The 24,070-nt window shown below is 47.6% G+C and carries 28 protein-coding genes; 9 read left to right on the top strand and 19 right to left on the bottom strand.

All coding sequences use genetic code 11. The annotated features are described in order from the left end of the window. Window positions 1–57: 57 nt before the first annotated feature. The 4 genes from tkt to yneA form a co-directional block, all read right to left on the bottom strand. Window positions 58–2,046: a transketolase gene (gene tkt / locus ACP26N_RS05795; protein WP_131502971.1), complete on the bottom strand. Its 1,989-nt coding sequence runs from the start codon at window positions 2,044–2,046 to the stop codon at window positions 58–60. A 195-nt stretch (window positions 2,047–2,241) separates the two neighbouring features. Beyond that, the gene (locus tag ACP26N_RS05790; protein WP_012369999.1) at window positions 2,242–2,478 is read right to left on the bottom strand and encodes a DUF896 domain-containing protein; all 237 of its coding nucleotides are present in this window, start codon (window positions 2,476–2,478) and stop codon (window positions 2,242–2,244) included. A gap of 113 nt (window positions 2,479–2,591) precedes the next feature. Then, window positions 2,592–3,245 carry a YneB family resolvase-like protein gene (locus ACP26N_RS05785; RefSeq protein ID WP_026828734.1) on the bottom strand — a complete coding sequence of 218 codons (654 nt, stop codon included), beginning with the start codon at window positions 3,243–3,245 and terminating at the stop codon, window positions 2,592–2,594. Between the two features lie 45 nt (window positions 3,246–3,290). Further along, complete coding sequence (gene yneA / locus ACP26N_RS05780) at window positions 3,291–3,578, bottom strand: cell division suppressor protein YneA (RefSeq protein WP_026833384.1); 288 nt, start codon at window positions 3,576–3,578, stop codon at window positions 3,291–3,293. Window positions 3,579–3,788: 210 nt separating this feature from the next. On the opposite strand from yneA, the gene lexA reads away from it, so the two are divergent. From lexA to glpK, 4 genes are all read left to right on the top strand, one after another. Continuing rightward, a complete protein-coding gene (gene lexA / locus ACP26N_RS05775) occupies window positions 3,789–4,403 on the top strand; it encodes a transcriptional repressor LexA (protein ID WP_426355002.1) in 615 nt (204 codons plus the stop codon). 30 nt (window positions 4,404–4,433) lie between these two features. Continuing rightward, window positions 4,434–4,904: a metal-binding protein gene (locus ACP26N_RS05770; RefSeq protein WP_426355000.1), complete on the top strand. Its 471-nt coding sequence runs from the start codon at window positions 4,434–4,436 to the stop codon at window positions 4,902–4,904. Window positions 4,905–5,091: 187 nt separating this feature from the next. Further along, entirely contained in the window at window positions 5,092–5,796 is a 705-nt protein-coding gene (locus ACP26N_RS05765; RefSeq protein ID WP_131502972.1) for an MIP/aquaporin family protein, read from the top strand. 37 nt (window positions 5,797–5,833) lie between these two features. Beyond that, window positions 5,834–7,351, top strand: a complete 1,518-nt coding sequence (gene glpK, locus ACP26N_RS05760) for a glycerol kinase GlpK (protein ID WP_131502973.1) — start codon at window positions 5,834–5,836, stop codon at window positions 7,349–7,351. 105 nt (window positions 7,352–7,456) lie between these two features. Here the strand turns inward: glpK and dhaM are convergent, their stop codons facing one another. Genes dhaM through dhaK form a run of 3 tightly spaced genes read right to left on the bottom strand, consistent with a single transcriptional unit; the run spans window position 7,457 to window position 9,406 of the window. After that, window positions 7,457–7,822 (bottom strand): dihydroxyacetone kinase phosphoryl donor subunit DhaM, encoded by a 366-nt coding sequence (dhaM, locus tag ACP26N_RS05755; protein ID WP_131502974.1) that lies wholly within the window; start codon window positions 7,820–7,822, stop codon window positions 7,457–7,459. Further along, a complete protein-coding gene (gene dhaL, locus ACP26N_RS05750) occupies window positions 7,819–8,418 on the bottom strand; it encodes a dihydroxyacetone kinase subunit DhaL (RefSeq protein WP_131502975.1) in 600 nt (199 codons plus the stop codon). Before dhaL ends, dhaM begins: the two co-directional genes overlap by 4 nt. Before the next feature lie 19 nt (window positions 8,419–8,437). Beyond that, a complete protein-coding gene (gene dhaK / locus ACP26N_RS05745; protein ID WP_131502976.1) occupies window positions 8,438–9,406 on the bottom strand; it encodes a dihydroxyacetone kinase subunit DhaK in 969 nt (322 codons plus the stop codon). 166 nt (window positions 9,407–9,572) lie between these two features. On the opposite strand from dhaK, the gene ACP26N_RS05740 reads away from it, so the two are divergent. Continuing rightward, window positions 9,573–10,268, top strand: coding sequence for an AzlC family ABC transporter permease (locus tag ACP26N_RS05740; protein ID WP_131502977.1), 696 nt, complete (start codon window positions 9,573–9,575; stop codon window positions 10,266–10,268). Beyond that, window positions 10,253–10,579: an AzlD domain-containing protein gene (locus ACP26N_RS05735; RefSeq protein ID WP_426354998.1), complete on the top strand. Its 327-nt coding sequence runs from the start codon at window positions 10,253–10,255 to the stop codon at window positions 10,577–10,579. Before ACP26N_RS05740 ends, ACP26N_RS05735 begins: the two co-directional genes overlap by 16 nt. Before the next feature lie 85 nt (window positions 10,580–10,664). Here ACP26N_RS05735 and ACP26N_RS05730 read toward each other — a convergent pair whose 3' ends face one another. The 7 genes from ACP26N_RS05730 to hflX all read right to left on the bottom strand — a co-directional run bounded on the left by ACP26N_RS05730 (window position 10,665) and on the right by hflX (window position 16,590). Then, window positions 10,665–10,934 (bottom strand): GNAT family N-acetyltransferase, encoded by a 270-nt coding sequence (locus ACP26N_RS05730; protein WP_131973104.1) that lies wholly within the window; start codon window positions 10,932–10,934, stop codon window positions 10,665–10,667. Further along, window positions 10,934–11,146: a (4Fe-4S)-binding protein gene (locus ACP26N_RS05725; RefSeq protein WP_131973105.1), complete on the bottom strand. Its 213-nt coding sequence runs from the start codon at window positions 11,144–11,146 to the stop codon at window positions 10,934–10,936. The genes ACP26N_RS05730 and ACP26N_RS05725 overlap by 1 nt, the downstream gene beginning before the upstream one ends. 121 nt (window positions 11,147–11,267) lie before the next feature. After that, window positions 11,268–12,029 (bottom strand): DUF7225 domain-containing protein, encoded by a 762-nt coding sequence (locus ACP26N_RS05720; RefSeq protein WP_426355394.1) that lies wholly within the window; start codon window positions 12,027–12,029, stop codon window positions 11,268–11,270. 108 nt (window positions 12,030–12,137) lie between these two features. Further along, window positions 12,138–13,484: a type I glutamate--ammonia ligase gene (glnA, locus tag ACP26N_RS05715; protein WP_426354996.1), complete on the bottom strand. Its 1,347-nt coding sequence runs from the start codon at window positions 13,482–13,484 to the stop codon at window positions 12,138–12,140. A 45-nt stretch (window positions 13,485–13,529) separates the two neighbouring features. Beyond that, window positions 13,530–13,928, bottom strand: a complete 399-nt coding sequence (locus ACP26N_RS05710) for a MerR family transcriptional regulator (RefSeq protein WP_012369985.1) — start codon at window positions 13,926–13,928, stop codon at window positions 13,530–13,532. Window positions 13,929–14,068: 140 nt separating this feature from the next. Continuing rightward, entirely contained in the window at window positions 14,069–15,346 is a 1,278-nt protein-coding gene (locus ACP26N_RS05705; protein WP_426354994.1) for an aminotransferase class I/II-fold pyridoxal phosphate-dependent enzyme, read from the bottom strand. A 2-nt stretch (window positions 15,347–15,348) separates the two neighbouring features. Then, complete coding sequence (gene hflX / locus ACP26N_RS05700) at window positions 15,349–16,590, bottom strand: GTPase HflX (protein ID WP_426354992.1); 1,242 nt, start codon at window positions 16,588–16,590, stop codon at window positions 15,349–15,351. 136 nt (window positions 16,591–16,726) lie between these two features. Here hflX and ACP26N_RS05695 point away from each other — a divergent pair, with 136 nt between their 5' ends. Beyond that, window positions 16,727–17,701: a tyrosine-type recombinase/integrase gene (locus tag ACP26N_RS05695; protein WP_114596192.1), complete on the top strand. Its 975-nt coding sequence runs from the start codon at window positions 16,727–16,729 to the stop codon at window positions 17,699–17,701. Window positions 17,702–17,764: 63 nt separating this feature from the next. On the opposite strand, the gene hfq is transcribed toward ACP26N_RS05695, so the two are convergent. From hfq to ACP26N_RS05675, 4 genes are all read right to left on the bottom strand, one after another. Then, window positions 17,765–18,016 carry an RNA chaperone Hfq gene (gene hfq / locus ACP26N_RS05690; protein WP_114596193.1) on the bottom strand — a complete coding sequence of 84 codons (252 nt, stop codon included), beginning with the start codon at window positions 18,014–18,016 and terminating at the stop codon, window positions 17,765–17,767. A 46-nt stretch (window positions 18,017–18,062) separates the two neighbouring features. Continuing rightward, entirely contained in the window at window positions 18,063–19,001 is a 939-nt protein-coding gene (gene miaA, locus ACP26N_RS05685; protein ID WP_131502985.1) for a tRNA (adenosine(37)-N6)-dimethylallyltransferase MiaA, read from the bottom strand. A 451-nt stretch (window positions 19,002–19,452) separates the two neighbouring features. After that, window positions 19,453–20,451, bottom strand: coding sequence for an ABC transporter permease (locus ACP26N_RS05680; RefSeq protein ID WP_131502986.1), 999 nt, complete (start codon window positions 20,449–20,451; stop codon window positions 19,453–19,455). Then, complete coding sequence (locus ACP26N_RS05675; protein WP_131502987.1) at window positions 20,444–21,364, bottom strand: ABC transporter ATP-binding protein; 921 nt, start codon at window positions 21,362–21,364, stop codon at window positions 20,444–20,446. The genes ACP26N_RS05680 and ACP26N_RS05675 overlap by 8 nt, the downstream gene beginning before the upstream one ends. Before the next feature lie 126 nt (window positions 21,365–21,490). On the opposite strand from ACP26N_RS05675, the gene ACP26N_RS05670 reads away from it, so the two are divergent. Then, window positions 21,491–22,255, top strand: coding sequence for an SGNH/GDSL hydrolase family protein (locus ACP26N_RS05670; protein ID WP_131502988.1), 765 nt, complete (start codon window positions 21,491–21,493; stop codon window positions 22,253–22,255). 62 nt (window positions 22,256–22,317) lie between these two features. Here the strand turns inward: ACP26N_RS05670 and ACP26N_RS05665 are convergent, their stop codons facing one another. Next, window positions 22,318–22,674 carry a DoxX family protein gene (locus tag ACP26N_RS05665; protein ID WP_188005314.1) on the bottom strand — a complete coding sequence of 119 codons (357 nt, stop codon included), beginning with the start codon at window positions 22,672–22,674 and terminating at the stop codon, window positions 22,318–22,320. 211 nt (window positions 22,675–22,885) lie between these two features. On the opposite strand from ACP26N_RS05665, the gene ACP26N_RS05660 reads away from it, so the two are divergent. Further along, a complete protein-coding gene (locus ACP26N_RS05660; protein ID WP_131502990.1) occupies window positions 22,886–24,016 on the top strand; it encodes a trypsin-like peptidase domain-containing protein in 1,131 nt (376 codons plus the stop codon). Window positions 24,017–24,070 lie beyond the last annotated feature (54 nt).

Here is a 24,070-nt window from a genome sequence, read left to right as displayed (position 1 = left end):
AAGCCTTTGCATAGATAATGCAAAAAAAAGGTGCGCGCGTTTGCGCACCTTTCTTCATTAACCGAGTTGCTTAACTGTGTTCAAGACATTTTCGACAGACATGCCGTACTCTTTTAACAGAAGATCTCCAGGAGCCGAAGCACCAAAGCGATCGATTCCGATGACTTGTCCTTCTGTTCCTACATATTTATACCAACCGAGTGAAGCACCGGCTTCAATCGCAAGACGCTTCGTGATGCGTTTTGGTAAAACTGATTCTTTGTATTCTGCTGATTGCGCTTCAAACAATTCCCATGATGGAAGTGAAACGACTGCTGCCGTTTCGCCAAGTTCTTTTTGTGCTTCGACTAACAGATGCACTTCAGAACCTGTTCCCATTAAGATTGTATCCGCTTTGTTGATGTCACCCGCAATGACGTATCCGCCTTTTTCAGCGCCTTCAACCGTCGTACCTTCAAGTTCAGGTAATCCTTGACGTGTCATGACGAGAAGTGTCGGTTTGTTTGTTGATTGAACGGCTGTTTTCCATGCGGCAATCGTTTCTTTCCCATCTGCCGGACGGTAAACTGTCAAGTTCGGCATCGCACGGAAACTCATCAAGTGTTCAACCGGCTCGTGTGTTGGACCATCTTCACCAACAGCAATCGAGTCATGTGTCAGGACGAAAATCGACTGGATACCCATCAACGCTGCTAAACGAACTGCAGGACGGAGGTAATCCGAGAATACGAAGAATGTCGCACCGTAAGGAATGACACCACCGTGTAACGCCATACCGTTGACAGCTGCTGCCATCGCAAACTCACGCACACCAAACCAGATGTTACGGCCGCTTGGATCGATGTCGAAGTCAGCTTCGCCTTTGAGCATCGTGTTGTTTGATCCTGCTAAGTCAGCTGAACCACCGAAGATTGACGGGATGTTTTTCGCAAGAGCGTTCAAGACTTCACCACTTGTCTGACGTGTCGCTTTTTTCGATGTCAGATCATATGTTGGCAGGTCTGCTTCCCAGTTGCTTGGCAATTCGTTGTTGATGGCTTGAACAAGTTCAGCATGCAATTCTGGATGCGCCGCTTTGTATTGTTCCATTTTCTCAGTCCATGCTGCTTCTGTATCAGCACCACGTTTGACAATGCGTTCTTCGAACAAGTCTTTGACTTCTTCCGGGACGTAGAATTCTTCGTGATCCCAAACGTAGCTTGCTTTCGTCAACTTGATTTCCGCATCTCCGAGTGGTGCACCGTGTGAAGCCGATTTACCTGATTTGTTTGGTGAACCAAATCCGATGACTGTTTTCACTTCAATCAATGTCGGTTTTGTTGTTTCAGCTTTTGCTGCTTCGATTGCTTTTGAAATCGAATCAAGATCCGTTCCGTCTTCGACACGGATGACTTGCCAGTTGTATGCTTCAAAACGTTGTTGAACGTTTTCTGAGAATGATTTATCGAGATCGCCATCGAGCGAGATATCGTTTGAATCATACAGAACAACCAATTTGCCAAGACCTAAATGTCCTGCAAGTGATGCCGCTTCTGCCGAAACACCTTCCATTAAGTCACCGTCTCCGCAAATCCCGTATGTGAAGTGATCGACGACGTTTAACTCGTCACGGTTGTATTTTGCTTCCAAGTGACGTTCTGCCATCGCCATACCGACAGCCATCGCAATGCCTTGTCCGAGTGGACCAGTCGTCGCATCGACACCTGCTGTGTGACGGTATTCCGGGTGACCCGGTGTTTTTGAGTTCCATTGACGGAATGACTTCAAGTCATCCATCGCGAGATCATAACCTGATAAATGGAGGAGTGAGTAGAGAAGCATTGAACCGTGTCCTGCTGAAAGTACAAAACGGTCACGGTTGAACCATTCTGGATTTTTAGGGTTATGGTTCATATGATCCGCCCATAATGTAAATGCCATCGGTGCTGCACCCATCGGCATTCCCGGGTGACCCGAGTTCGCTTTTTGTACTGCATCAATTGATAAGGTACGAATCGTATTTACTGCTAATAATTCTACTGTTGTCATGTTCGTCAAAACAATCATCCTCTCTCTTTTTCACAAATTCCTCCTCATTTTAGCATACCCACAAATGTGATACAACTTTTCTAAATAGTATGTCACATTGAAATGAATGCGCTCTCTATTGCCGTTTTCTTGGCACTTTCGTGATACATATTACGAACGTTTCACCAAAAAAAGCTACGCCACTCATCCCAATGAGTGACATAGCTTTTGTCATTATTGTTTGTTCCGTTCTTCTTCCTGTGCTTGCTTCAGTTTTTCAGGTGTTACGTCGGTTCCTTCTTCATCGACGATTTTGATGCCCATCATCTGATTTTTGAACGAACCACGGAATGCTTCCAGATAGGCAGTCCGTAATTCTTTTTGTTCCGCTGTTTCTGCATCAGTCAGCGGTTCGACTTTTGATTTATTGGCTAATTCGTTAATCCGGTCCAGTTGTTCTTGTGATAACATGATATCCCTCTTTCTGTTGACTCAAAGTTGAGCTTTCAATAGTAACCTTACTGTAAAAGACACGAAAAAAAAAAGCAAGTTTGATGCGCCGCTGAGGCATCAAACTTACTTCCTTATTCGTACGTACTGACTACTTCTTTATATTCCAGATAACGCCGGTTGACGGTCGCTTTCGAAATGTCGTGTCCCATCCCTCTTAATGTCACCGCGATGTCGGCGAATGTCAGTCCTAACTCACGTAACCGGACGATTTCTTCAATCGGGACTTCCTTTCGGCTCCGACCGGCATTTTCACCTTGACGGTTGAGGTTCTGCTCGGGACGAAATCCATTTTCGACAGCCCGTCGCATCCCGCGGGCAATTTTCGCATTATGCAGTTTCCGTTGATACTCTTCGACGAGCGATACAATTTCAAGAACCATCGCTTCGGCGTCTGCCAGTTTATACTCGCCATCCGATTCCATCGTCATCAGTTGAACCTGATGTTTTTGGAACGTATGTAAAATGGCGATTTTGGCATTCCCGCGTCCGATCCGCGTATCATCCGTCACGAGAACGGCATCCACGGCTTGACGTGTGACGTAATCGAGAACGGATAACATCCCTTCCCGATCAACGTCATAACCACTTTCCTTTTCCGTGATGATCTCCACGACTTCAAATCCTTTTGTTGCAGCGAGTCCCGACAGTTCCGATCTTTGCCGCTCAAGCGAGCTGTCCTGTGCTTCTTTTTCCGTCGAGACGCGACAGTAGATTACTACTTTCACTGTACTTCACACCCCTGTTCGTTCTTTGACAACCTTTACAGTTTGTCATTGTTGCGCGATTGGTACAACGATTTTGTTTTTCGAAATGACATGAGTCGTCTTCAGTTCATTATTCTCGATCAACCACTCGACATATTCCTGATCTGTCATCGATCCGTCATTATAGACTTCGGCGACCTGTTCGACGGTCGCGTTTTGATCGACTGTGACAGAAGCCGTCAAGAGTTGCTCGACCTTCTCGTCCGGTCGAGGTGTTAAAAGGAAAAGAATGAAAGCCAGGCTGAGCGTATAAAAAACAATGGAAAAGGCATGGGTACGAATCGTATGCATCATGATAAATCCCTCCAGTTAAAAATGTTTTTAGAATAGATGTTCTCGGAACAATTGTTCGCATAACTCATCTTAAACCAAGAACCGGTGTTCGGTCAACACAAAATGTCGAACAATTGTTTGTACGCTCATTTGTTCTATGTTATAGTGATTTTAGAAACATGTATTCCTATAACCTTCAAAAAACCAATCCGGAAAGAGGTGGCAATTCATATGCGGAAAATGTCGAAACGACAACAAGAAATCCTTGACTACATCGTTGCTCAAGTAAAACTGAAAGGGTATCCCCCTTCAGTTCGTGAAATCGGTGAGGCTGTTGGTCTTGCTTCAAGCTCAACGGTACACGGTCATTTGGATCGTCTAGAAAAACGCGGACTGATTCGCCGTGACCCAACTAAGCCACGTGCGATTGAGATATTGCTTGATAAAACTGATGAAAATCACGAAGCCATCGTTCATATTCCCGTCATCGGGAAAGTAACGGCCGGTTTTCCAATCACGGCCATCGAAAACATTGAAGAACATTTCCCGCTTCCTGCCCATTACGTCGGGAACGAAAATGTCTTTATGTTGACGATTGATGGTGAGTCGATGATCAACGCAGGTATTCTAGACGGTGACCGGGTCATCGTTCGTCAGCAAAACACAGCAGAGAATGGTGAAATCGTCGTTGCTATGACCGAAGATAGCGAAGCGACCGTCAAACGGTTCTTCTTAGAAGATCAACAAGTACGTCTCCAACCAGAAAATGATTCGATGGACCCGATGTATTTCGATAACGTCTCGATTCTTGGCAAGGTCATCGGCGTATATCGGACGATCCACTAAGCGAGGGACCAGCACAGCTGGTCTTTTTTTATGCCTTCTGGAAATGTACACGATACAGTCAATACCGTTGCTTTAACCGGCTATGTTGCGTATTCGGTCGCAACCCAGCAGACGGATTGGCTTCCAACCGCTGTCGGCATCGCCGTCGGCACCCTTTGGCTTTCACCAGACCTCGACTTGAAGTCCGAACCTTACTACCGGCACGGTCCTTTACGGGTCTTTTGGATGCCTTATGTCAAAATCATGCCCCACCGCTCCATCTGGTCGCACGGTTTGATCATCGGCGATCTCATTCGCCTGATGTACAGCGCCGCTTTTCTGATTCCGCTTTTATTTTTGGCGCTGTACCTGAAAATCATTGAATCGAGTACGGTCGATTCCTGGTTCGCGTCCATGCCTGCTTTCATCATCGGCGTCATGGTTGCCAGTACGATACATATTGTCCTTGATCACTCCAGCAGCTTCTTTCGAACAAAAAAGAAGCGGAAAAAGCGTCGTTGAAAATCCTTCGTTCATTGTAAAAATGAACGAAGGATTTTTTTAGTATCCATTATTCATTTTTTTAAACATAAATTAAGGAAATTTTAATTCAAAGATTTGAATTAATTGTATTGAAAACGTTCTCAATTAGATGTAGGTTTAAATGGAAAGGCCATTATTTGCTTTAATCCAAAGGGAGGGTTTTTGCATGAGTAACTTTACAAGTGAGCTGATTGGAACAATGATTCTGATTTTGCTCGGCGACGGAGTCGTTGCAGGGGTTGTCTTGAGAAAGACGAAATCTGAGAACGGCGGCTGGATTGTCATTACATTCGCTTGGGGTCTCGCCGTCATGACGGGAGCATACATTGCTGCCTCGAGTGGTGCACATCTCAATCCTGCATTGACATTGGCGCTTGCCATGAATTCCGATTTACCGTGGGCAGACGTACCTGTCTATATCGCCGGTCAATTAATCGGAGCATTCATCGGTGCAGTACTCGTTTGGCTTCATTATATGAAACACTTTGAAGCGACTGATGATCAAGCAGCAAAACTGGGTGTGTTCGCAACAGGTCCGGCGATTCGCCATACACCGTCAAACCTGATTTCAGAAATCATCGGGACGTTTGTCTTGGTATTCGGAATCCTGTCATTTGGTCTGACAACATTTGGTGACGGACTGAAACCATTCATCGTCGGTCTTCTTGTCGTCGTCATCGGTCTCTCGCTCGGTGGTACAACAGGATATGCCATCAACCCGGCCCGTGACCTTGGTCCGCGGATTGCACACGCTATCTTACCGATTAAAGGAAAAGGTTCATCTGACTGGGGTTACTCGTGGATTCCAATCGTTGGTCCGATCATCGGTGGTGGAGTAGCCGTCTTGCTGTATCAACTGCTGCAAAACTGATTTTGTTTGACACCTACATCTCAAGGGGGATTTCAGCATGGAAAACAAGTACATCTTAGCACTCGACCAAGGAACAACAAGCTCACGCGCCATTATTTTTGACCACGATGGTCAAATCGTGAACTCTGCGCAACGTGAATTCAAACAATACTTCCCGCAACCGGGCTGGGTCGAGCATGATGCCAATGAAATTTGGGGATCAATCCTCGCTGTCATGGCGGATGCTCTCGGAACGGCTGATATCAAACCGAGCCAAATCGCAAGTATCGGAATTACGAACCAACGTGAGACGACGGTCGTCTGGAACAAAGAAACAGGTAAACCTGTCTATCACGCGCTTGTCTGGCAATCCCGTCAAACATCCGGTATCTGTGATGAGCTGAATGCACAGGGTCTGAACCAAACATTCCGTGATAAAACAGGTCTTCTGATTGACGCCTACTTCTCAGGGACAAAAGTGAAGTGGATTTTGGATAACGTCGAAGGGGCACGGGAACAGGCAGAAAACGGAGAACTTCTATTCGGAACAATCGACACATGGCTCGTTTGGAAGCTGTCTGGTGGAAAAACGCATATCACAGACTATACAAACGCTTCCCGGACATTGATGTACAACATTTACGAACAAAAATGGGATGATGAGTTGCTTGAAATCCTGACAGTTCCAAAATCAATGTTACCGGAAGTCCGTCAATCAAGTGAAGTGTATGACAATACCGTTCCGTATCACTTCTTCGGCTTCGAAATTCCGATTGCCGGAATTGCCGGTGACCAGCAAGCTGCTCTCTTCGGTCAAACATGTTTCGAACCGGGTGAAGGAAAGAACACGTATGGTACAGGTTGCTTCATGCTCATGAACACTGGTGAAAAAGCCGTTTCGTCTGACCACGGTCTACTGACGACAATCGCCTGGGGTGTCGACGGAAAAGTCGAATATGCACTCGAAGGATCAATCTTCGTTGCCGGATCCGCGATTCAGTGGTTGCGTGACGGCTTACGGATGTTGAAAAACGCGAAGGATTCAGAAGGTTATGCGTTAAAAGTCGATTCGACAGAAGGCGTTTACGTCGTTCCTGCCTTCGTCGGACTCGGTGCCCCGTACTGGGATAGTGACGTTCGTGGCGCGATCTTCGGCTTAACACGCGGAACGGAGAAAGAACATTTCGTCCGCGCGACTCTCGAATCCCTTGCTTATCAGACACGTGATGTCTTGACGGCAATGGAAAAAGATTCAGGCATCGAACTAAAAACGTTGCGTGTTGATGGTGGTGCGGTTTCGAATGACTTCTTGATGCAGTTCCAGTCGGATATCTTAGGTGTACCGGTTGACCGTCCGGAAATCAATGAGACAACAGCTCTCGGTGCTGCATATCTTGCTGGTCTCGCAGTCGGTTACTGGAAAGACAAAGCTGAAATCAAAAAACAATGGAAACTCAACCGTCAGTTCAAACCAGAAATGAAAGAAGACGATCGCGAACAGCGTTATGCCGGATGGCAAAAAGCGGTCGAAGCGACAATGGCGTTTAAACCGAACAAAAAAGAAGTCAACGCCTGATTTCTTTACTGGTATTCCCTCGCGGAATACCAGTTTTTTTGTTTTCCCTAAAAAAACAGGTTCGCTTCCTCTTCGGAAACGAACCTGTTATTCGGATTACCTGTTTTACGAAAATTCTGCTTTGACGCCTGTTACGATATCATCCAGCGTTTTTGATTGACCACTTAAGACCGCTGCCAAAAAAGCGCCCTCTACCAGCGGTGCTTCGACGAACTGAACGTTCCGGTCCCCACTGTATAATTCTAAGGCCAGTTCCGCGTTCATCGTCGCCGATCCGATGTCGGTCAAAATTAAGCCGTCATCGTTCAACTCATTCATCGTCTCTTCAATTCGGGACGCATCGGTCCCGATACTGCCGTCCGCAAGCCCAGCTGCGAGTAACACGGGTGTATCCGGAGCCATTTCAGCCAATAGTTCCTTTAGTCCGGTCGCAAGCTTTTCACTATGGGAGACTAAAATCAAATTAATCATGACAAGACCTCCACAATCGAACGTAATAACAGCGAACTTGATAACGCACCGGGATCCTGGACACCGACCGTTGCATCCCCAAAATAAGAAGCCCGTCCTTTTGTCGCCACACGCTCTTTTGTATCTGCCAATGCTTGATCGAGTGCTGCGTTCAAATCACTCTCTTGTTCCAGTGCTTCGTAAAACGGTGTCCAAATATCGACCATCGTTTTTTGTCCAAACTCTGATTTCCCGCGCATTTTAATCCCATCCGTCGCTTCTTTAAACGCCGCTGCCAGTTCCGCCCCTTCAACTTCTCTTTTCCCTTTAAACGCTCCGGCAAATTTAACGAATGCCGTACCGTAGAGCGGACCGGATGCACCTCCAACGGTTTTAATCAAGGTCATTCCGACTTGTTTTGATAAGACACCTAGATCTTCATACTCTTCTTGCGCCTCAAGTTCTTTTTGTACAGCCTGGAAACCGCGCGACATATTGATGCCGTGGTCGCCGTCACCGATTTCCCGGTCAAGATCCGTCAATTCATCTTTATGGTGTTCGAGATCGGCAGCCGCTTTAAGCAATGCTTTGCGGAATTCTTCAGTCGATAACTTCATCTATCTCACCCTCTTTTAATTAGAATCCGATTGCGTTCGTTTTTGCATCCAAGTAGCCGACCAGTTCATCGTCAACCGGAAGCAGCGTAATTGAGAAACCGTGCATTTCGAGTGATGTCATATAGTTGCCGACGAACGGACGAACAATCTCGTATCCTTTAGCCTGCAATTGTTCCGCGACATATTTATAGGTGATGTACAATTCCGATTCAGGCGTTCCGCCCATTCCGTTGACCATGACCGCTACTTTTTTATCGGTTACTTCCGCTGTCAATCGATCGAGTAATTCCGTCACGATGGCTTCGACGGAGGCAATCGGTTTCCGCTCCAGACCCTTTTCACCGTGAATCCCAATTCCGATTTCCATTTCATCCTCGTGCAAATCAAAACCGGGTTTACCGCTCTCCGGCATATAACATGGGGACAACGCCATTCCGATTGACCGGACGCCGGCAATGACTTTCTCAGCGACTGCTTTGACTTCAGCAAGTGATTTGCCCTCTGCTGCCGCAGCTCCGGCAATCTTGTGGACAAAAATCGTGCCAGCGACTCCGCGGCGGTCTTCTTCTTTTTTGATGGCGATATCATCCCGGACGATGACCGTCTCGACTTCGATGTCTTCGAGTTCGGCCAATTCTTTCGCCATGTCGAAGTTCATGACATCTCCAGAATAGTTTTTGACGACGAGCAGCACCCCTTTCCCACCGTCTGCCGCCTTGATTCCTTCAAGCACCATGTCAGGTGTCGGAGAAGTAAAGACTTCACCACAGACAGCAGCTGCGAGCATACCGTCCCCGATAAATCCGGCATGCGCCGGCTCATGGCCGCTTCCCCCACCGGATACAAGGGCCACTTTCCCGTTCAACGGTTCTTTTCGTTTAATGACATTGACTCCGTCGACTTTTGCATAAAGATCAGGATGTGCTAAAACGAGACCTTCCACCATATCTGAGACAAACCGGTTCGCATCTTGCATTAATTTATCCATCTTGAACGCTCCTTCGTCTAACGAATTTTGCCGTACCACTTACTCTTTACCACAAATCGAGACGACTTATGTCAAGGAAACATATGAAAATATTGACCAGTTCATTTCCAATCCGTTTTGATGATGCTATGCTGATAACACATCATCGCGAGAGGAGTCACCTTCTATGAACGCTTCGTTTCAAGCAGGTATCAAAGCCTGTCTGCCGACCGTCCTCGGTTATCTCGGCATCGGATTTTCTGCCGGCATCGTCGGACGCGCCGCCGGACTCAGTCCGCTTGAAATCGGATTGATGTCCATCTTGATTTATGCCGGCGCTGCTCAATTCATCATTACGAGTCTACTGTTACTAAACAGTCCGTTTTCTGCCATCATCTTGACGACGTTCATCGTCAATTCCCGGCATCTTCTGATGAGTATGACGCTCGCACCGCGTGTTAAAAGCCGGCATTTCTTCGATCGGTTTGGAATCGGCGCTCTCTTGACAGATGAGTCGTTTGCCGTAGCCATGAATACTTCCTTAAAACGGCCGCTTGATGCACCATTCATGCATGGATTGAACATAACCGCTTATTTGAGCTGGATTGCCTCGACAGTCCTCGGAGCACTCGTCGGCAGTTGGTTCCCGGATCCGGAACGATTCGGACTGGATTTTGCTTTAACCGCGATGTTCATCGGGTTATTGTACCTGCAGTTTGAAAGCGAGCGGTCCCGCATCGCTCTAAATGGTCTGTTGCTCGTCCTTGTTTTCCTGTTGTTGTACATATCAATGCGCTATCTGTCACCGGAACTCGCCGTTTTATTCGCGACGATGATAGCTGCCAGTATAGGAGTTGTAATCTCACGATGGAAATCCGCTTAGAACTATTCGTCCTTTTTGCTGCCTGCGGTCTCGTCACGTTGATTCCGCGGATACTGCCGTTTTTGTTGATGCATGGTCTGACGTTACCCCGTCTGCTGACCGATTGGTTGTCGTTTATCCCGGTTTGTTTGTTAAGTGCTTTATTCTTTCAAAACTTACTAGTGGCACGAAACGGAGACTATCCGACACTCTCCCTTCTCCACCTCGTAGCATCCGTTCCGACCGTCCTCGTCGCCGTCAGCAGCAAAAGCCTTTCCTACACTGTCATCACCGGTGTCCTGTCGATGGCGTTGCTTCGTTTGTTTCTGTAAAACTTGTTCACAATAAATCAAAAAGACGAGGAGAACGGATCCGATGATCCGCTCTCCTCGTCTTTTGATAATTACACGCTTTCGATTAAGCCGATACATCTGCATAGTCCGGCGTCTGCTCGAACTCCCGTTTCGCGAACGGACAGAGCGGCAACAGCTTGACGTTTTCTTCGCGTGCCCACTCGACAATGGCTTTGACCAGTTGTTCGCCGATTTGTTGGTTCCGATGATTCGGGTCGACATACGTATGATCAATGATCCACTTGCCGCCTTTTGTGTCACTGTACGTGATTTCCCCGACAACTTGCCCCTCTTGATAGGCTTCAATCTTTTGATTCGCTCGTTTAAATTCCATCATGCTTCCCTCCGTTCATACGATAAGGCGCCGCTCGGACAGCCATCGATGACCCGCATGACATCTTCGGCCGGGGCCCCGTCCGTTTCAATCCATGGACGCTTTTTAACATCAAAGACGGCCGGTAAACTCTTCACACAATGACCGGAATGGATACAGACTTCGGCATCAAAATAAACGGTGATCCCTTTTCCTTCATACGCCTTTTTCATTTAAAACGCCTCCTTACAAAGTAGATTAAGAGTGCAGTCTTGCTGTTTTACATCATATATACATACCCCTTTTTAAGATGATTTGTACTTTCCTATACTTAAAATCTAAAGCTTTATTCAGTCATAGGAGTTGCTCTTGTTTTAAAGAAGATAAATCAACTTCTAACCGCTGTTTGTAAATCCGTCCCTTAGGTAGTTGATCTTTTGATGCATAAAATAATAAGTGAAATTCATTATTTAGGAACTGGACTATGAAGATATCATCAAATTGATCTAAAGTTCTTATATTCAATGAGATGAAACCAGATTTTTGAGCCGTTGTTTTTACACTAATCCGTCTTCCATTACTAATTACATCAAAACCGTGTTGGTTGGTCACATGAGCTAATTTCCCTTTCGTATGTATAGCACAAAAAAACTCTCCCAATCGACCTATTAAATGACGCAACTCTGTGGCTTTACAACCAAGAACGTTCATTTCAAATTTCAAAATGTCCATATACTCTTCAAATAGTTGGATTATGTAATTACCTTTAAGAAATTCCTGATTTTCTAATAACTTATTTATAGATAGTTGTTTTTTTCCGTCTGTCCATATCCCTACTACTTGATCATCAGGAGAATTTCGTGTTCGCGCATAAATTAATCCGTTATAATCAGCATTTTCGCCAATATATTTATACATTCCATAATTTAGATATACAAATAAATGCTTATTAAAAGAAATTCCACGGTTTGAACGATTGTAACAATAGTCAGAAAGTATCACACTATCTTTATTTGTTCCATATTTGTGAAACAAGGCTTCTTTCATTTCACTCGGAGTTACAACTTCTTCTTTTTTATGCTTTAACATCTCTTTAAGCTGTTCATAAATAGAAATACGCTTAGTCATTGCAATCCCTCCCTAAAAAAATAAGGCTAAGAAAAGCAATACAAAAGCGTATTGACTATTCTTAGCCTGTTTTTCATTCATTCTTCATCATTTAGATTAGAACAAGACCATGTACTGATCGCGTTCCCATTCCGTGACTTGCGTCCGGAACATATCCCATTCGATTTCTTTAAGTTCAACGAAGTGCTCTGCGATGTGCTCGCCAAGTGCGTGCATGACGACGTCATCCGCTTTCAAGACTTCGAGTGCGTGGCTGAGTGTTGACGGAAGATCGTCAATGCCGTTTGCGACACGTTCCGGTTTGTCCATCACGTAGATGTTACGGTCGATTGGAGCCGGTGCTTTCAAGTTGTTTTTGATTCCGTCAAGACCTGAAGCGAGCAAGGTCGCAAGTGCCAAGTACGGGTTTGCTGCCGGGTCGACTGAACGGACTTCGATTCGTGTCGAGAGACCGCGGGCTGCCGGTACACGTACGAGCGGTGAACGGTTACGCGCTGACCATGCGACGTAGCAAGGTGCTTCATAACCAGGCACAAGACGTTTGTACGAGTTAACTGTCGGGTTACAGACAGCTGTGAAGGCACGGGCGTGCTTCAGGATACCGGCTGTGAACGCACGGGCATCATCCGACAATTGCATGTTGCTGTTCACTTCGTCGAAGAAGACGTTTTCGTTGCCTTTAAAGAGAGACATGTTGGCGTGCATTCCTGAACCGTTGACACCGTAAAGCGGTTTTGGCATGAATGTCGCGTGTAAGTTATGTTTCGCTGCAATCGTCTTAACAACGAGTTTGAACGTTTGGATGTTATCCGCCGTTGTGATCGCGTCAGCGTATTTGAAGTCGATTTCGTGTTGTCCCGGTGCGACTTCATGGTGAGATGCTTCGATTTCAAAGCCCATGTTTTCAAGCTCGATGACGATTTCCTTACGGCAGTTTTCACCGAGATCGACTGGTGCTAAGTCAAAGTAACCGCCTTGGTCATTGAGTTCAAGCGTCGGACGGCCGTTAGCATCCTTCTTGAACAAGAAGAATTCCGGTTCTGGACCGACGTTGAATGAAGTGAAGCCAAGCTCTTCCATTTCTTTAAGTACACGTTTGAGTTGACCACGCGGATCTCCAGCAAACGGTGTGCCATCCGGATTGTAGATGTCACAGATGAGACGTGCGACTTTACCCGTTCCGTCTTCTGTCCATGGGAAGACCACCCATGTGTTGAGGTCTGGGAAGAGATACATATCTGATTCTTCAATGCGGACGAATCCTTCGATTGACGAACCATCGAACATCATTTTGTTATCAAGTGCTTTTTCCAATTGGCTCACTGGAATTTCAACGTTCTTGATCGTACCGAGGATATCTGTGAACTGTAAACGAATAAAACGTACATCCTCAGCTTTAGCGATTTTCATAATGTCTTCTCGTGTAATGTTGCGACGTGTCATGTGACAAATCCCCTCTCCGGCTCTTTTTTATATGGTAACAGGTGCTTACTTGAAAAATCGTCCGAGCTCACCTTGGATGAGTGACGTTTTCCCATGTCGCCCTGCTTCCTGCAATTCATTTTTCAGGAGTTTATACAATTCGCCATCTGATAATTCCGGACGGGCCGTAACGACCTTCTCCGCAACTCGTTCGCGCTTGACAAGATCATTGTCAAAAATCATTTTGATCCCTGCGATATTCAGTCCCTGGTCCAGATATTCCTTGATCGATAACAAGCGATCGACATCGTTGAACGAATAGAGGCGACGTTTCGTCTCTGTCCGCTCCGGCTTGATCAATCCTTGTTCTTCGTAATATCGGATTTGTCGGGCAGATAACGCGGTCAACTCTTGAACGACTCCGATGGGGAATAGTGGCTTGGACTGTCGTGATAAGTCTGCCATTTCGTTCCTCCTTTTTCCTTACCTCATGAGAATAAACCTCTGTGAGGCAAGTTGTCAAGAGATGTAAGGAAAGTTAACATGACTTTCTTACAAGTCAGACGTCCTGCGTAACAGAGGTCTTTTCACATCAAGCTATTTTTTTAAACCTGTTGCGGTTGAATCAATTGTTGTTCCATTAATTGATTGACGGCCGAGACAATCGCGATTCTGACGTGACTGTAAGTCAGTCCGCCCTGGACATAGGCCGTGTACGGTGCCCGGATCGGACCATCTGCCGATAACTCGATCGATGATCCTTGAATGAACGTTCCGGCAGCCATGATGACATCATCTGCATATCCCGGCATATAATCCGGAATCGGCAAGGCTTGCGCATTGACGGGAGACGCCGCTTGAATCGCCTGACAAAAGGCAATCATCGGCTCAGGTGCATGGAAAGAGACCGACTGGATCAAATCCGTCCGTTCTGCTGCATAGTGCGGTGCTGTATCGAATCCGAACTGTTCCATCATGCTCGAGGTGAACATCGCCCCCATCAGTGCCTGACTGACCGTATGCGGGGCCATGAAGAACCCTTGATACATGTCCTGCAACGAATAAAGCGACGGACCGGCCTCGGCACCGATTCCCGGTGTCGTCATTCGGAACGACGCCCGTTCAACCAAATCCCGGCGTCCGACGAGATAACCGCCTGTCTTCGCGAGACCGCCACCCGGATTCTTGATCAGTGAGCCGGCCATCAAATCCGCTCCGACATGGGTCGGTTCGATCGTTTCAACGAATTCGCCGTAACAGTTGTCGACGAAGACGATAACGTGCGGATGTTGCGCCTTGATGGCTTCAATCGCTTGACCGATTTCTGCGACCGGCAAGCTCCGGCGTGTCGCATACCCTTTTGAACGCTGGATCCCGACGACTTTTGTCTTGTCCGTGATTCGGGCGAGGACAGCATCCAGATCAATCGTCTCTGCCTGTTTCATCTCGACGACGTCATACGTGACACCGAGTTCTTTTAACGAGCCGCGGCCGTCACCGCGGATACCGACGATTTCTTCGAGTGTATCGTACGGTTTACCGGTGATGTACAGCAGTTCGTCTCCCGGTAACAGCAAACCGAACAACGCGATGCCGATCGCGTGGGTCCCGCTGATGATCTGCGCCCGGCAGAGTCCGGCTTCCGCTCCGAAGACCGCTGCGTAAATCCGTTCGAGATTATCGCGGCCCTCATCGTTGTAGCCGTAACCTGTCGACGGCATGAAGTGAAAGTCACTCACTTTATGCTCACGGAAGGCATTCAGGACACGGAACTGATTCTGTTCCGCGACTTGTTGTGCCTTGCGAATACCGGGTGCGATTTTTTCTTCCGCCCGCTCGACGAACGGACGGATTGTTTCATAATGCGTTAACTCTGTAAACATGCTTACACCTCGTATTGTTTCAATGTCGAGTACAGACGTGTATCTTTGCGCAAGTAGCCTTTCAAGGTCACGGAGCCGTCCTCTTCATATTGTTCTGTTAAATTCATCATGACTTCTTTTGCCGGATTGTAATGGGCAAATGCGTTGACCGGAATCCGGATCTCGAGATATTCGAGAATCTCACTGATCGCTTTTTCGATTTCGACGGTCAGGCGTTCGATATCTGCCGGATCGAGTGCCGAAATCAACAGTTTTCCACCTGTGAACAATTTCGTTAACCGGTCTTTTTTATTGAAGACTTCAAGTTGCGGGATATCCCCGGCACCGAGCTCATCGAGAACATCATTGGTCGTCTGCATCTGATTGAGATAATGTTCGCTTGACGCATCGATGACATGAATGATCAGGTCTGCCTCAAGCACTTCTTCGAGTGTCGACCGGAATGCGGCAATTAGTTTCGTCGGCAAATCCTGAATGAATCCGACGGTATCGGTCAGGAGGATCTGTCCGCCTTCCGGTAAGTCGAACTGACGCGTCAACGGATCGAGTGTCGCGAATAATTCATTTTTTTCGTACGTGTCGGCATTGGTCAACCGGTTGAAGATGGTGGACTTCCCGGCATTCGTATATCCGACAAGGGCGATTTGGAACGTCTGGTTTTCCTTCCGGCGTTCGCGGTAGCGGGCACGGTGGGCAACCAACGTTTCGAGCTGTTTCTTGATTTCGTCGACACGGCGGCGGATGTGCCGGCGGTCTGTCTCAAGTTTTGATTCACCGGGACCACGAGTCCCGATCCCGCCGCCGAGGCGGGACAATTGTGTTCCTTGTCCGCTTAAGCGCGGCAACAGGTAACTCATCTGGGCGAGTTCGACCTGGAGCTTCCCTTCCCGCGACTGGGCACGGCCGGCGAAGATGTCGAGAATCAACTGGGTCCGGTCGATCAATTTGATCGATTCCGGATCTTCGAGGGCAATCCGGATGTTTTTCATCTGCCCCGGCGTGACTTCGGCATTAAAAATAATCAAATCCGGTTCGAGTTCCTGTGCCAATGCAACCAGTTCCTCAACCTTCCCTTTTCCAATAAACGTGCGGCGGTCGATCGATTGACGTTTTTGATCGAGTCGTCCTACCACGACGGCGTGCGCAGTCGTAACGAGTGCTTCGAGCTCCGCGACCGATTCTTCATAAATATGATCCGGTACACCGGGGAGCTGACAACCGACGACGATAACGCGTTCTGACATAGAATCATTCCTTTCAAAATAACAAACCTTCTGCGTCCCTAATCATACCACACGGACCTGCCGTCTGAACATTTTTGGACAGGAAACATCCGTTCGGTTTATCATAAAGAAAAGTACTTTACACAGGAGGTCCGTGATGGCACGAGAACGACTCGACTATACCTTGCCGGAATTCATCGAACGGTATCTGTTTTTCCTCAGCGCGAGCGGCAGACAGGACTCGACGATCCGACGGTACCGCTACGATTTAATTGAAATTCATCGTTATATGACGGAAGTCGATCAGCCGCTCGAGACGATCGACGATTTCAAGGCGATTCCGCTCGAAACGTGGAAAACGTTCATCAACGACTATCTGATCGAGGAAAAATTGTACCAACAGGCGACGGTCGCCCGGATTGTCACCGTCCTCAATCAGCTGAACTACCAGATTCGTCAGACAAAATCGAAGCTGATCGAGTATGCCCAGCCGACGCATGAGTTGACGCCGCAGCATGTTGCGTCCCTTGCCGAATATGAGCAACTGATCCGGACGAACCGGTCCGACCGGGGTTTGACGGACCATCAGCTCGTTGCGCGGCCGTATCTGATCGACCGCAATGAATTGATTTTACGACTCTTTTACCGGTATGGTCTTCGCGTCCACCATATCATTGGTCTGAAGATGCAGGACTTGAACTTTGCCCAACGGGAGATGACGGTTCATGACCGGCTCGGTAATGCCTACCTGCTTCACCTCGAGCGGGACGATCAGGATCTGATGCTCGCGTATTTAAAGACAATCCCGGAACCGGTTCGTCCGCGGTATCATTCGACCGATCCATTTTTTGTCGCTTTTGATTTCTCACGGATGACGTTCCGCTGGGTCTACAGCAAAAATGCCCCGAAACAATTGTCGATCGTCATGATCACGAAGATGATGCGTCAGTTAAACGAACGGTCCGACAATAAGCGGATCATCACCCCATCGATGTTGCGGAACAGTTTCATTCTCGGAACGTATCTCGAGGAGTTGACGAAAGAGGAACGGTTGACGAAGACCTGTCTGTATAAGGAAGTCTCCCTCCGTCGGTATGCGGAAGCAGTCGACGAACTGAAAGATTTACTGTAACAAAAAAAGGAACAACGCCATGGCGTTGTCCCATCGAGTAGGCGGCCCCCCGGCCGTCTTTTTTTAACGTGTGACTTCTTCCGTTTCCGCCTCTTGTTCATACAGCGTCACATTCCGTGCCGGTGCGAATGTCGAGATGGCATGCTTGTAAATCAATTGTTGTTTGCCTTCTGATTCCAAAATGACGGTGAAGTTATCAAACGACTTGATCAATCCCCGTAACTGATACCCGCTGATTAAAAATACTGTCGTCGGAACTGAATCTTTACGCAATTGATTTAGGAAATAGTCTTGAATGTTGTACGTTGCCTTCATAAGCCCCCGTGCCCCCTCTATTTTTATCTGTTTTTTTTACTTCAGGCTATTCCGATTTAACCGCTTTCAGAAACCCTACTGTTCTATCATAGATAATTTTGAAGTTTTCTTCAAATGAAAGCCTTCCCATTTCAATCCAATTTCCGTCAAATTGATGGCGGAACCATGTTAATTGCCGTTTTGCGAAGCGTCGGGTATTCCGTTTCAATTGCTCAACAGCCGGTTCGAGCGGCGCTCCTTCAAGAACCGGGACGATTTCCTTGTAGCCGATTGCCTGCATCGCTTTGGTTTCTTTATAACCAGCTGCGACTAACTGTCCGACTTCAGGGACGAGCCCTTGATCGAGCATCAGATCGACCCGTTGATCGATCCGCGTGTACAGCTGTTCCCGGTCTTCCATATGTAAGACGAACAACAGACTGTCATACAAACTCGGTTCACTGCCGGACGTCTGCGTTTGTCCGCTCATTGCGACCTCAATTGCCCGGACGACCCGTTGAATATTGTTCGGGTGGATCTCGTCCGCCCGTTTCGCGTCCAGTTGCCGCAGGCGGTCATGAAGAGCTGCAGCTCCTTCCGCTTGTGCAAACTGTTCCAGTTCCTCGCGCAAGACCTTATTTTCTGCCTGAACGGTAAATTGATAATCATACAGGATCGCACGGATATAAAGTCCGGTTCCGCCGACGATGATCGGTAACTTGCCTTTTGCCGCAATCTCATCGATCGCCGTCCGGGCTAACGTCTGAAAACGGGCGACACTCATCTCGTCGTCCGGATCAACCAGATCGAGCAGATGGTGCGGTATCCCGTCCATTTCTTCATGGGTCACCTTCGCGGATCCGATATTCATCTGTTTATAGACCTGAACGGAATCTCCTGAAATGATTTCTCCGTTTAACCGTTTTGCTAATTCAATTCCTGTCTTGGTTTTTCCGACGGCAGTCGGTCCAACGATGACAATGACGGGCTGTTTACTCAATGACATCACCATTCCTAGTTCATACATTTTTGTAGTCAGTGTATCATATCCGGACAAGCGGACGACAGGACAAAAAAACGTCTCCCACTAAGGAAGACGACTCAGTTGCTTCTGTTAGACCCGACGAATAAAGTCGTCATATACTGCACTAAATACACACCATCCGCAAATCACTAAACCGGTCAGCATGATTCCCCAATCTGTCATGTCGGGCACCTCCTCGTTGTCTTTAGATACCTTTTGACAAATCCGGGATTTCGTAAACCCTTTCAAGCAGGTTTGACACCAATTACTGGAATCGCTATGATAAAAGTACGATTGTTACGTAGCGCAGAAGCTGACCTGCATCGGCTTCTTTTAAGAGGGATTCCCCTCTTGATTCCACGCAGATGCCCGACATCTGCAAAAAGTCCCTTTTCCATTACGGAGAAGGGACTTTTTTTCATTCAGGTTAAAATCAGTACATATCTTTTTGCGTAAAGTTCCAAAACGCGACGACCAATGCTCCAATCGTCCAGCAGAGGAGAACGGCGAGCGAGAACGGTAACGTCATCCCTTCGATTGGTGGTGCTTGTCCATCCAGGTAGTTGATTAATCCGAAGTTGACGTTAACGAGATATTTCGAACTCGTCCAACTAGAACCGAGTGTCGTCAACAAGGTACCGGAAATCAGGACAGCCATCATGATGCCGATCCCGGTTGCCGTGTTTTTGACCAATACGGACACCATCAAGGCAATCGTCGCAACGACTGCGGTCACAATCCAGGCAAGGCCAATCGCCATCAACAGATACTCCCACATCGGAATCGTATGCACGAATTCGGTCGAGAACGTTCCGCTCGGTGACGCTTGGAACCCGGTCAGAATCGGTGCGGTCCATCCGTCATATCCGAGGACGATACCGGAAATCGCATAACAGACGGCGGCAGTCAACGCCATCAGCATCGACGTATACAGCAACGTCGTCAGCCATTTCGCCATTAAGATTTTCCAGCGCCTTACGGGACGGGACAGCAACGTCTTAATCGTTCCGTCATTTTGCTCCCCGCTGACGATATCGGCCATGATGACGATGATGAACAGCGGCAGAATCAACGTCAATCCTTGCGAGAAGAAAATCCGGATGAAGGTCGGTGCCCCCGGATAGTTCGGATTGATATCATTATCGAGATAATACTGGTTTTGTTTTAAATCAAACTCCAAAAATTGTCGGAATTCGTCTTGAATACTGCTTGATGCCAAACGGTTTTGTGTGTCGACGATATCCTGTTGCAGTTCGACCCGCCAGTCGAGTGTGCCCTGTTTCTTGATTTGCTCCTGAATATCACGGTACTGGGCATACGTAAACATTGAAACGAGGACGACCAGGATGATCGCAACGACGGCAAAACGTTTTTTCGAAGCAATCTTCATGACTTCGTTTTGAATCAAGCCGAGCATGTTCGGATTACGCAATATGATCTCCTCCTGTCAGTGTGATGAAGAGATCTTCGAGTGTCTGGACTTTACGTTCGATCGTCCACACTTCGACACCCGCTTCGAACAGCTGTTTATTTAAGGATGGTGTCTTGCTGGCATCCATCAATGTATGGACCGTATTGGCATCGACGATTTCCGAGACCTGGACGTCAGGCGACGCCGACAGGATTTCGTTTGCTTTGAACGCATCGTCGACACGCCAGTCGACACCAGGTGCGAGCGACTCGACCAGTTCCTTGACCGTTCCGACCTGGACGATTTTTCCGTAACTCATGATGGCGACACGATCCGCCAGCATTTCGATCTCCGCCAGGATATGACTCGAGACGAGCACGGATAAACCGGTCTCATCAACCAGCTTCCGGATGAATTGTCGTAAATCACGAATTCCCATCGGATCCAGCCCATTCGTCGGTTCATCGAGAATCAGGACATCGGGACGTCCGAGCAGGGCTTGGGCAATCCCGAGACGCTGACGCATCCCGAGCGAATACGTCCGGACTTGATCATCGACCCGTGCTGTCAAATCGACCAGATCAATGACTTCTTGAATCCGGGCATCGTCAACACCTGGCAACATCCGTGAAAACACTTGTAAATTTTCACGTCCCGTCAAATATTTATACAGCTCGGGATTTTCAACGATCGAGCCGATTCGTTGCATCGCTTGGACAAACTGTTTCCGGACATCAAAGTCGCAGACCGTGATTTTACCGGATGTCGGTTTAATTAACCCGACAAGCATCCGAATCGTCGTCGTTTTCCCGGCACCGTTCGGGCCGAGGAATCCGAATACTTCACCGGGGAAGATTTCAAATGAAATATTGTCGATGATTGTCTTTTTTCCAATGACTTTTGTGACTGATTCTAATTTTACAGTTGGTTTCACGTCTCTCACCTCTTAGTATCCATTCTAGCGGAATAATGAATGATTTACCTTATCGGAACACTTCAAAACCGCACATTCCAAAAAGGTTTGCTACAATCATAGTAACAGCAAAAGGAGGAACGGTTCATGAAACGATATCTTTGGCCACTTTTTTTAGTAGTTTCTCTAATTTTAACGGCAGTCTTCGGGTACGGTTTCGCCAGTGCCTATAACGATGTCGTCAATCCACCGAAACGGGCCGTCTTGACGCCGACAAAGGAAGAACCCGTCAAAAAAGGCGGGACGTATGTCGCGCTCGGTGATTCATTGACGCGTGGTGTCGGTGCCTCAAACGGAAACAGTTATGCAGCCATCGTTGGTCGCGACCTTGTCAAAAACGACCGCGTCGAACGTTTCCAAAATCTTGCCGTCAGCGGTGCACGGACGGAAAATCTCTTAAAACAATTGGAACAAAAAGAAGTCCGTCGTACGTTGTCCCAAGCAAAAGTCATTTCCGTGACGATTGGCGGAAACGATTTGTTTAACCGTGGCGAAGGTGTCGCAAACTTTAATGCAAAAAAAACGGCCGCCACGATTGAAAAGGCTCAAGACAATCTGGCAAAAACGTTCCGCATTTTACGTGAAGAAAATCCGGATGCCGTCATTTTCTATGTCGGACTCTATAATCCGTTCCGCGCCAGCGAAAACGGAGAAGCATTTGACGCAATCGTTCAAGAGTGGAACGCTAAATCCCGGACACTTGGTCTAAAACATGATATCGAAATCATCGATACGTTTAACCTCGTCCGTGACGTCAAACGTGATCTTTCAAGCGACCAGTTCCACCCGAACGACTCGACATACGAAGACATTGCGAATGCAGCCATCCTCGCCGTCGAAAAACGGTTTTAATGGAACAACAAAAAAGGGTTACCCGGTGCGATTCAACTGCTCCCGGTAACCCTTTTGTCTCTTCATTTTAAGCGTTTAGCAAAAGCAATCAAGACCCACTGTAACGGCAAACGGCCCCATAATCCCCAAGCCGGCAATGTTTTCCCGTTAATCGGTTTCGGATTGACCGCCATGTTGATATTTGCCGGTAAAACGGCATATAAAAACGCCGGTAACGTCTTCCGGACGAGATCAACGCCACGTCCGGACAGCAACATCAAACCGTACAGAATTTCGATGACCCCCGTCACCTGGACGAAAAAACGTTTGAACGGGATGAAAGCGGGCATAATCTTAACAAATCCCTTTTCATTCCGGAAATGACCGATTCCGGCGAACAATAAACCGGCACCATATAAAATACGCAGTACATACTTCATCTGAATCTCTCCCTTTGCGACTAAGTCGGTTGCTTAAGTACGAAACACACTCAGTGTACCGAACTGACCGGCTCGACTCAACTGTTTGAGATTGTTGTCGAATTATGGGGAATGATGAGGCATTTTGGAAAAACCACCGTAATTTCATTCCGTTCGGTGAAATCTGATACATTAATCTTAGAAAAGACACCACATGAAGGGATGGATTTCGATGGCAGGAAAAACAAGACAACTCTTACCAGGACTTACCGGAGGCATCATCGGTGCTGTACTTACCGCGACGGTCGCCTTTCCGATTTTAATGGACCAAGAACAGCAAGTCGCCGATACACCACTCTCAAACGGCATGCCAAAACAAGTTTCGACGACAACAAGCGATCCGGTGACGAACGCTGTAGCGACAGCGCAAAAAGCCGTCGTTACGGTCACGAACTATCAGGCGGGTAATGCGATGAGTCAGGAAGAAGCAGCCGCAGGTTCCGGCTCAGGTGTCATCTATAAAAAAGCAGACGGCAAAGCCTACATCATTACGAATCACCATGTCGTCGACGGTGCGTCCAAACTCGAAGTCACGTTAAACAACGGAAAAACACTCAGTGCCAAATTATTGGGTAGTGACGAAACATATGATTTAGCCGTGTTGGAAGTCAACGCCAGTGACGTCCCGTCCGTCATCACCCTCGGAAAATCGGCTGACTTAAAAGCCGGTCAAACCGTCCTTGCGATCGGGAATCCGCTCGGTGAGTTCCAAAACTCCGTCACCCGCGGAATCGTGAGCTCAAACGACCGGACCGTTCCCGTCGATACGAACAAGGATGGACAGGATGATTTCAATACGACGGTCATCCAGACCGACGCCGCTATCAATCCGGGGAACTCCGGTGGTGCCCTGATCAATGAACAAGGGCAACTGGTCGGAATCAACTCGATGAAGATTGCCGAGACCGGTGTCGAAGGAGTCGGTTTCAGCATCCCGATTGATGACGCTCTGCCGATTTTGAAACAGCTCGAAACAAACGGTGAAGTGAAACACCCGACGCTGGGTGTGTCCCTGCAGGACGTCTCGGCTTTCCCGGCCGGCTATCTGCTTGATCAAGTTAAATTACCGGAGTCCCAAAAAACAGGTGTCGTCGTCATGTCGGTTGAACCGAACAGCCCTGCTGCTTCCGCTAAATTAAAAACCGGAGACGTCATCACGAAAATCAACAAGGAAGAGATTAAAAGTTTTGTTGATATCAAGACGGCACTCATCAAATCTGACGGTAACGTCACCTTGACCATCATCCGTGACGGCAAACAAATGACAGTGTCGACGCAAACGACAACGACGGATCAACTGTAAAGAACTGACAAGATACGTTTCAACACCCTCCCATATCGGGTATTGTTTTATAAC

The sequence above is a fragment of the Exiguobacterium sp. R-39 genome (assembly GCF_049942815.1).
GTDB lineage: Bacteria > Bacillota > Bacilli > Exiguobacteriales > Exiguobacteriaceae > Exiguobacterium_A.
Note: the sequence above shows the minus strand (reverse complement) of the source record. Positions and strands in the feature narration are given on the sequence as shown.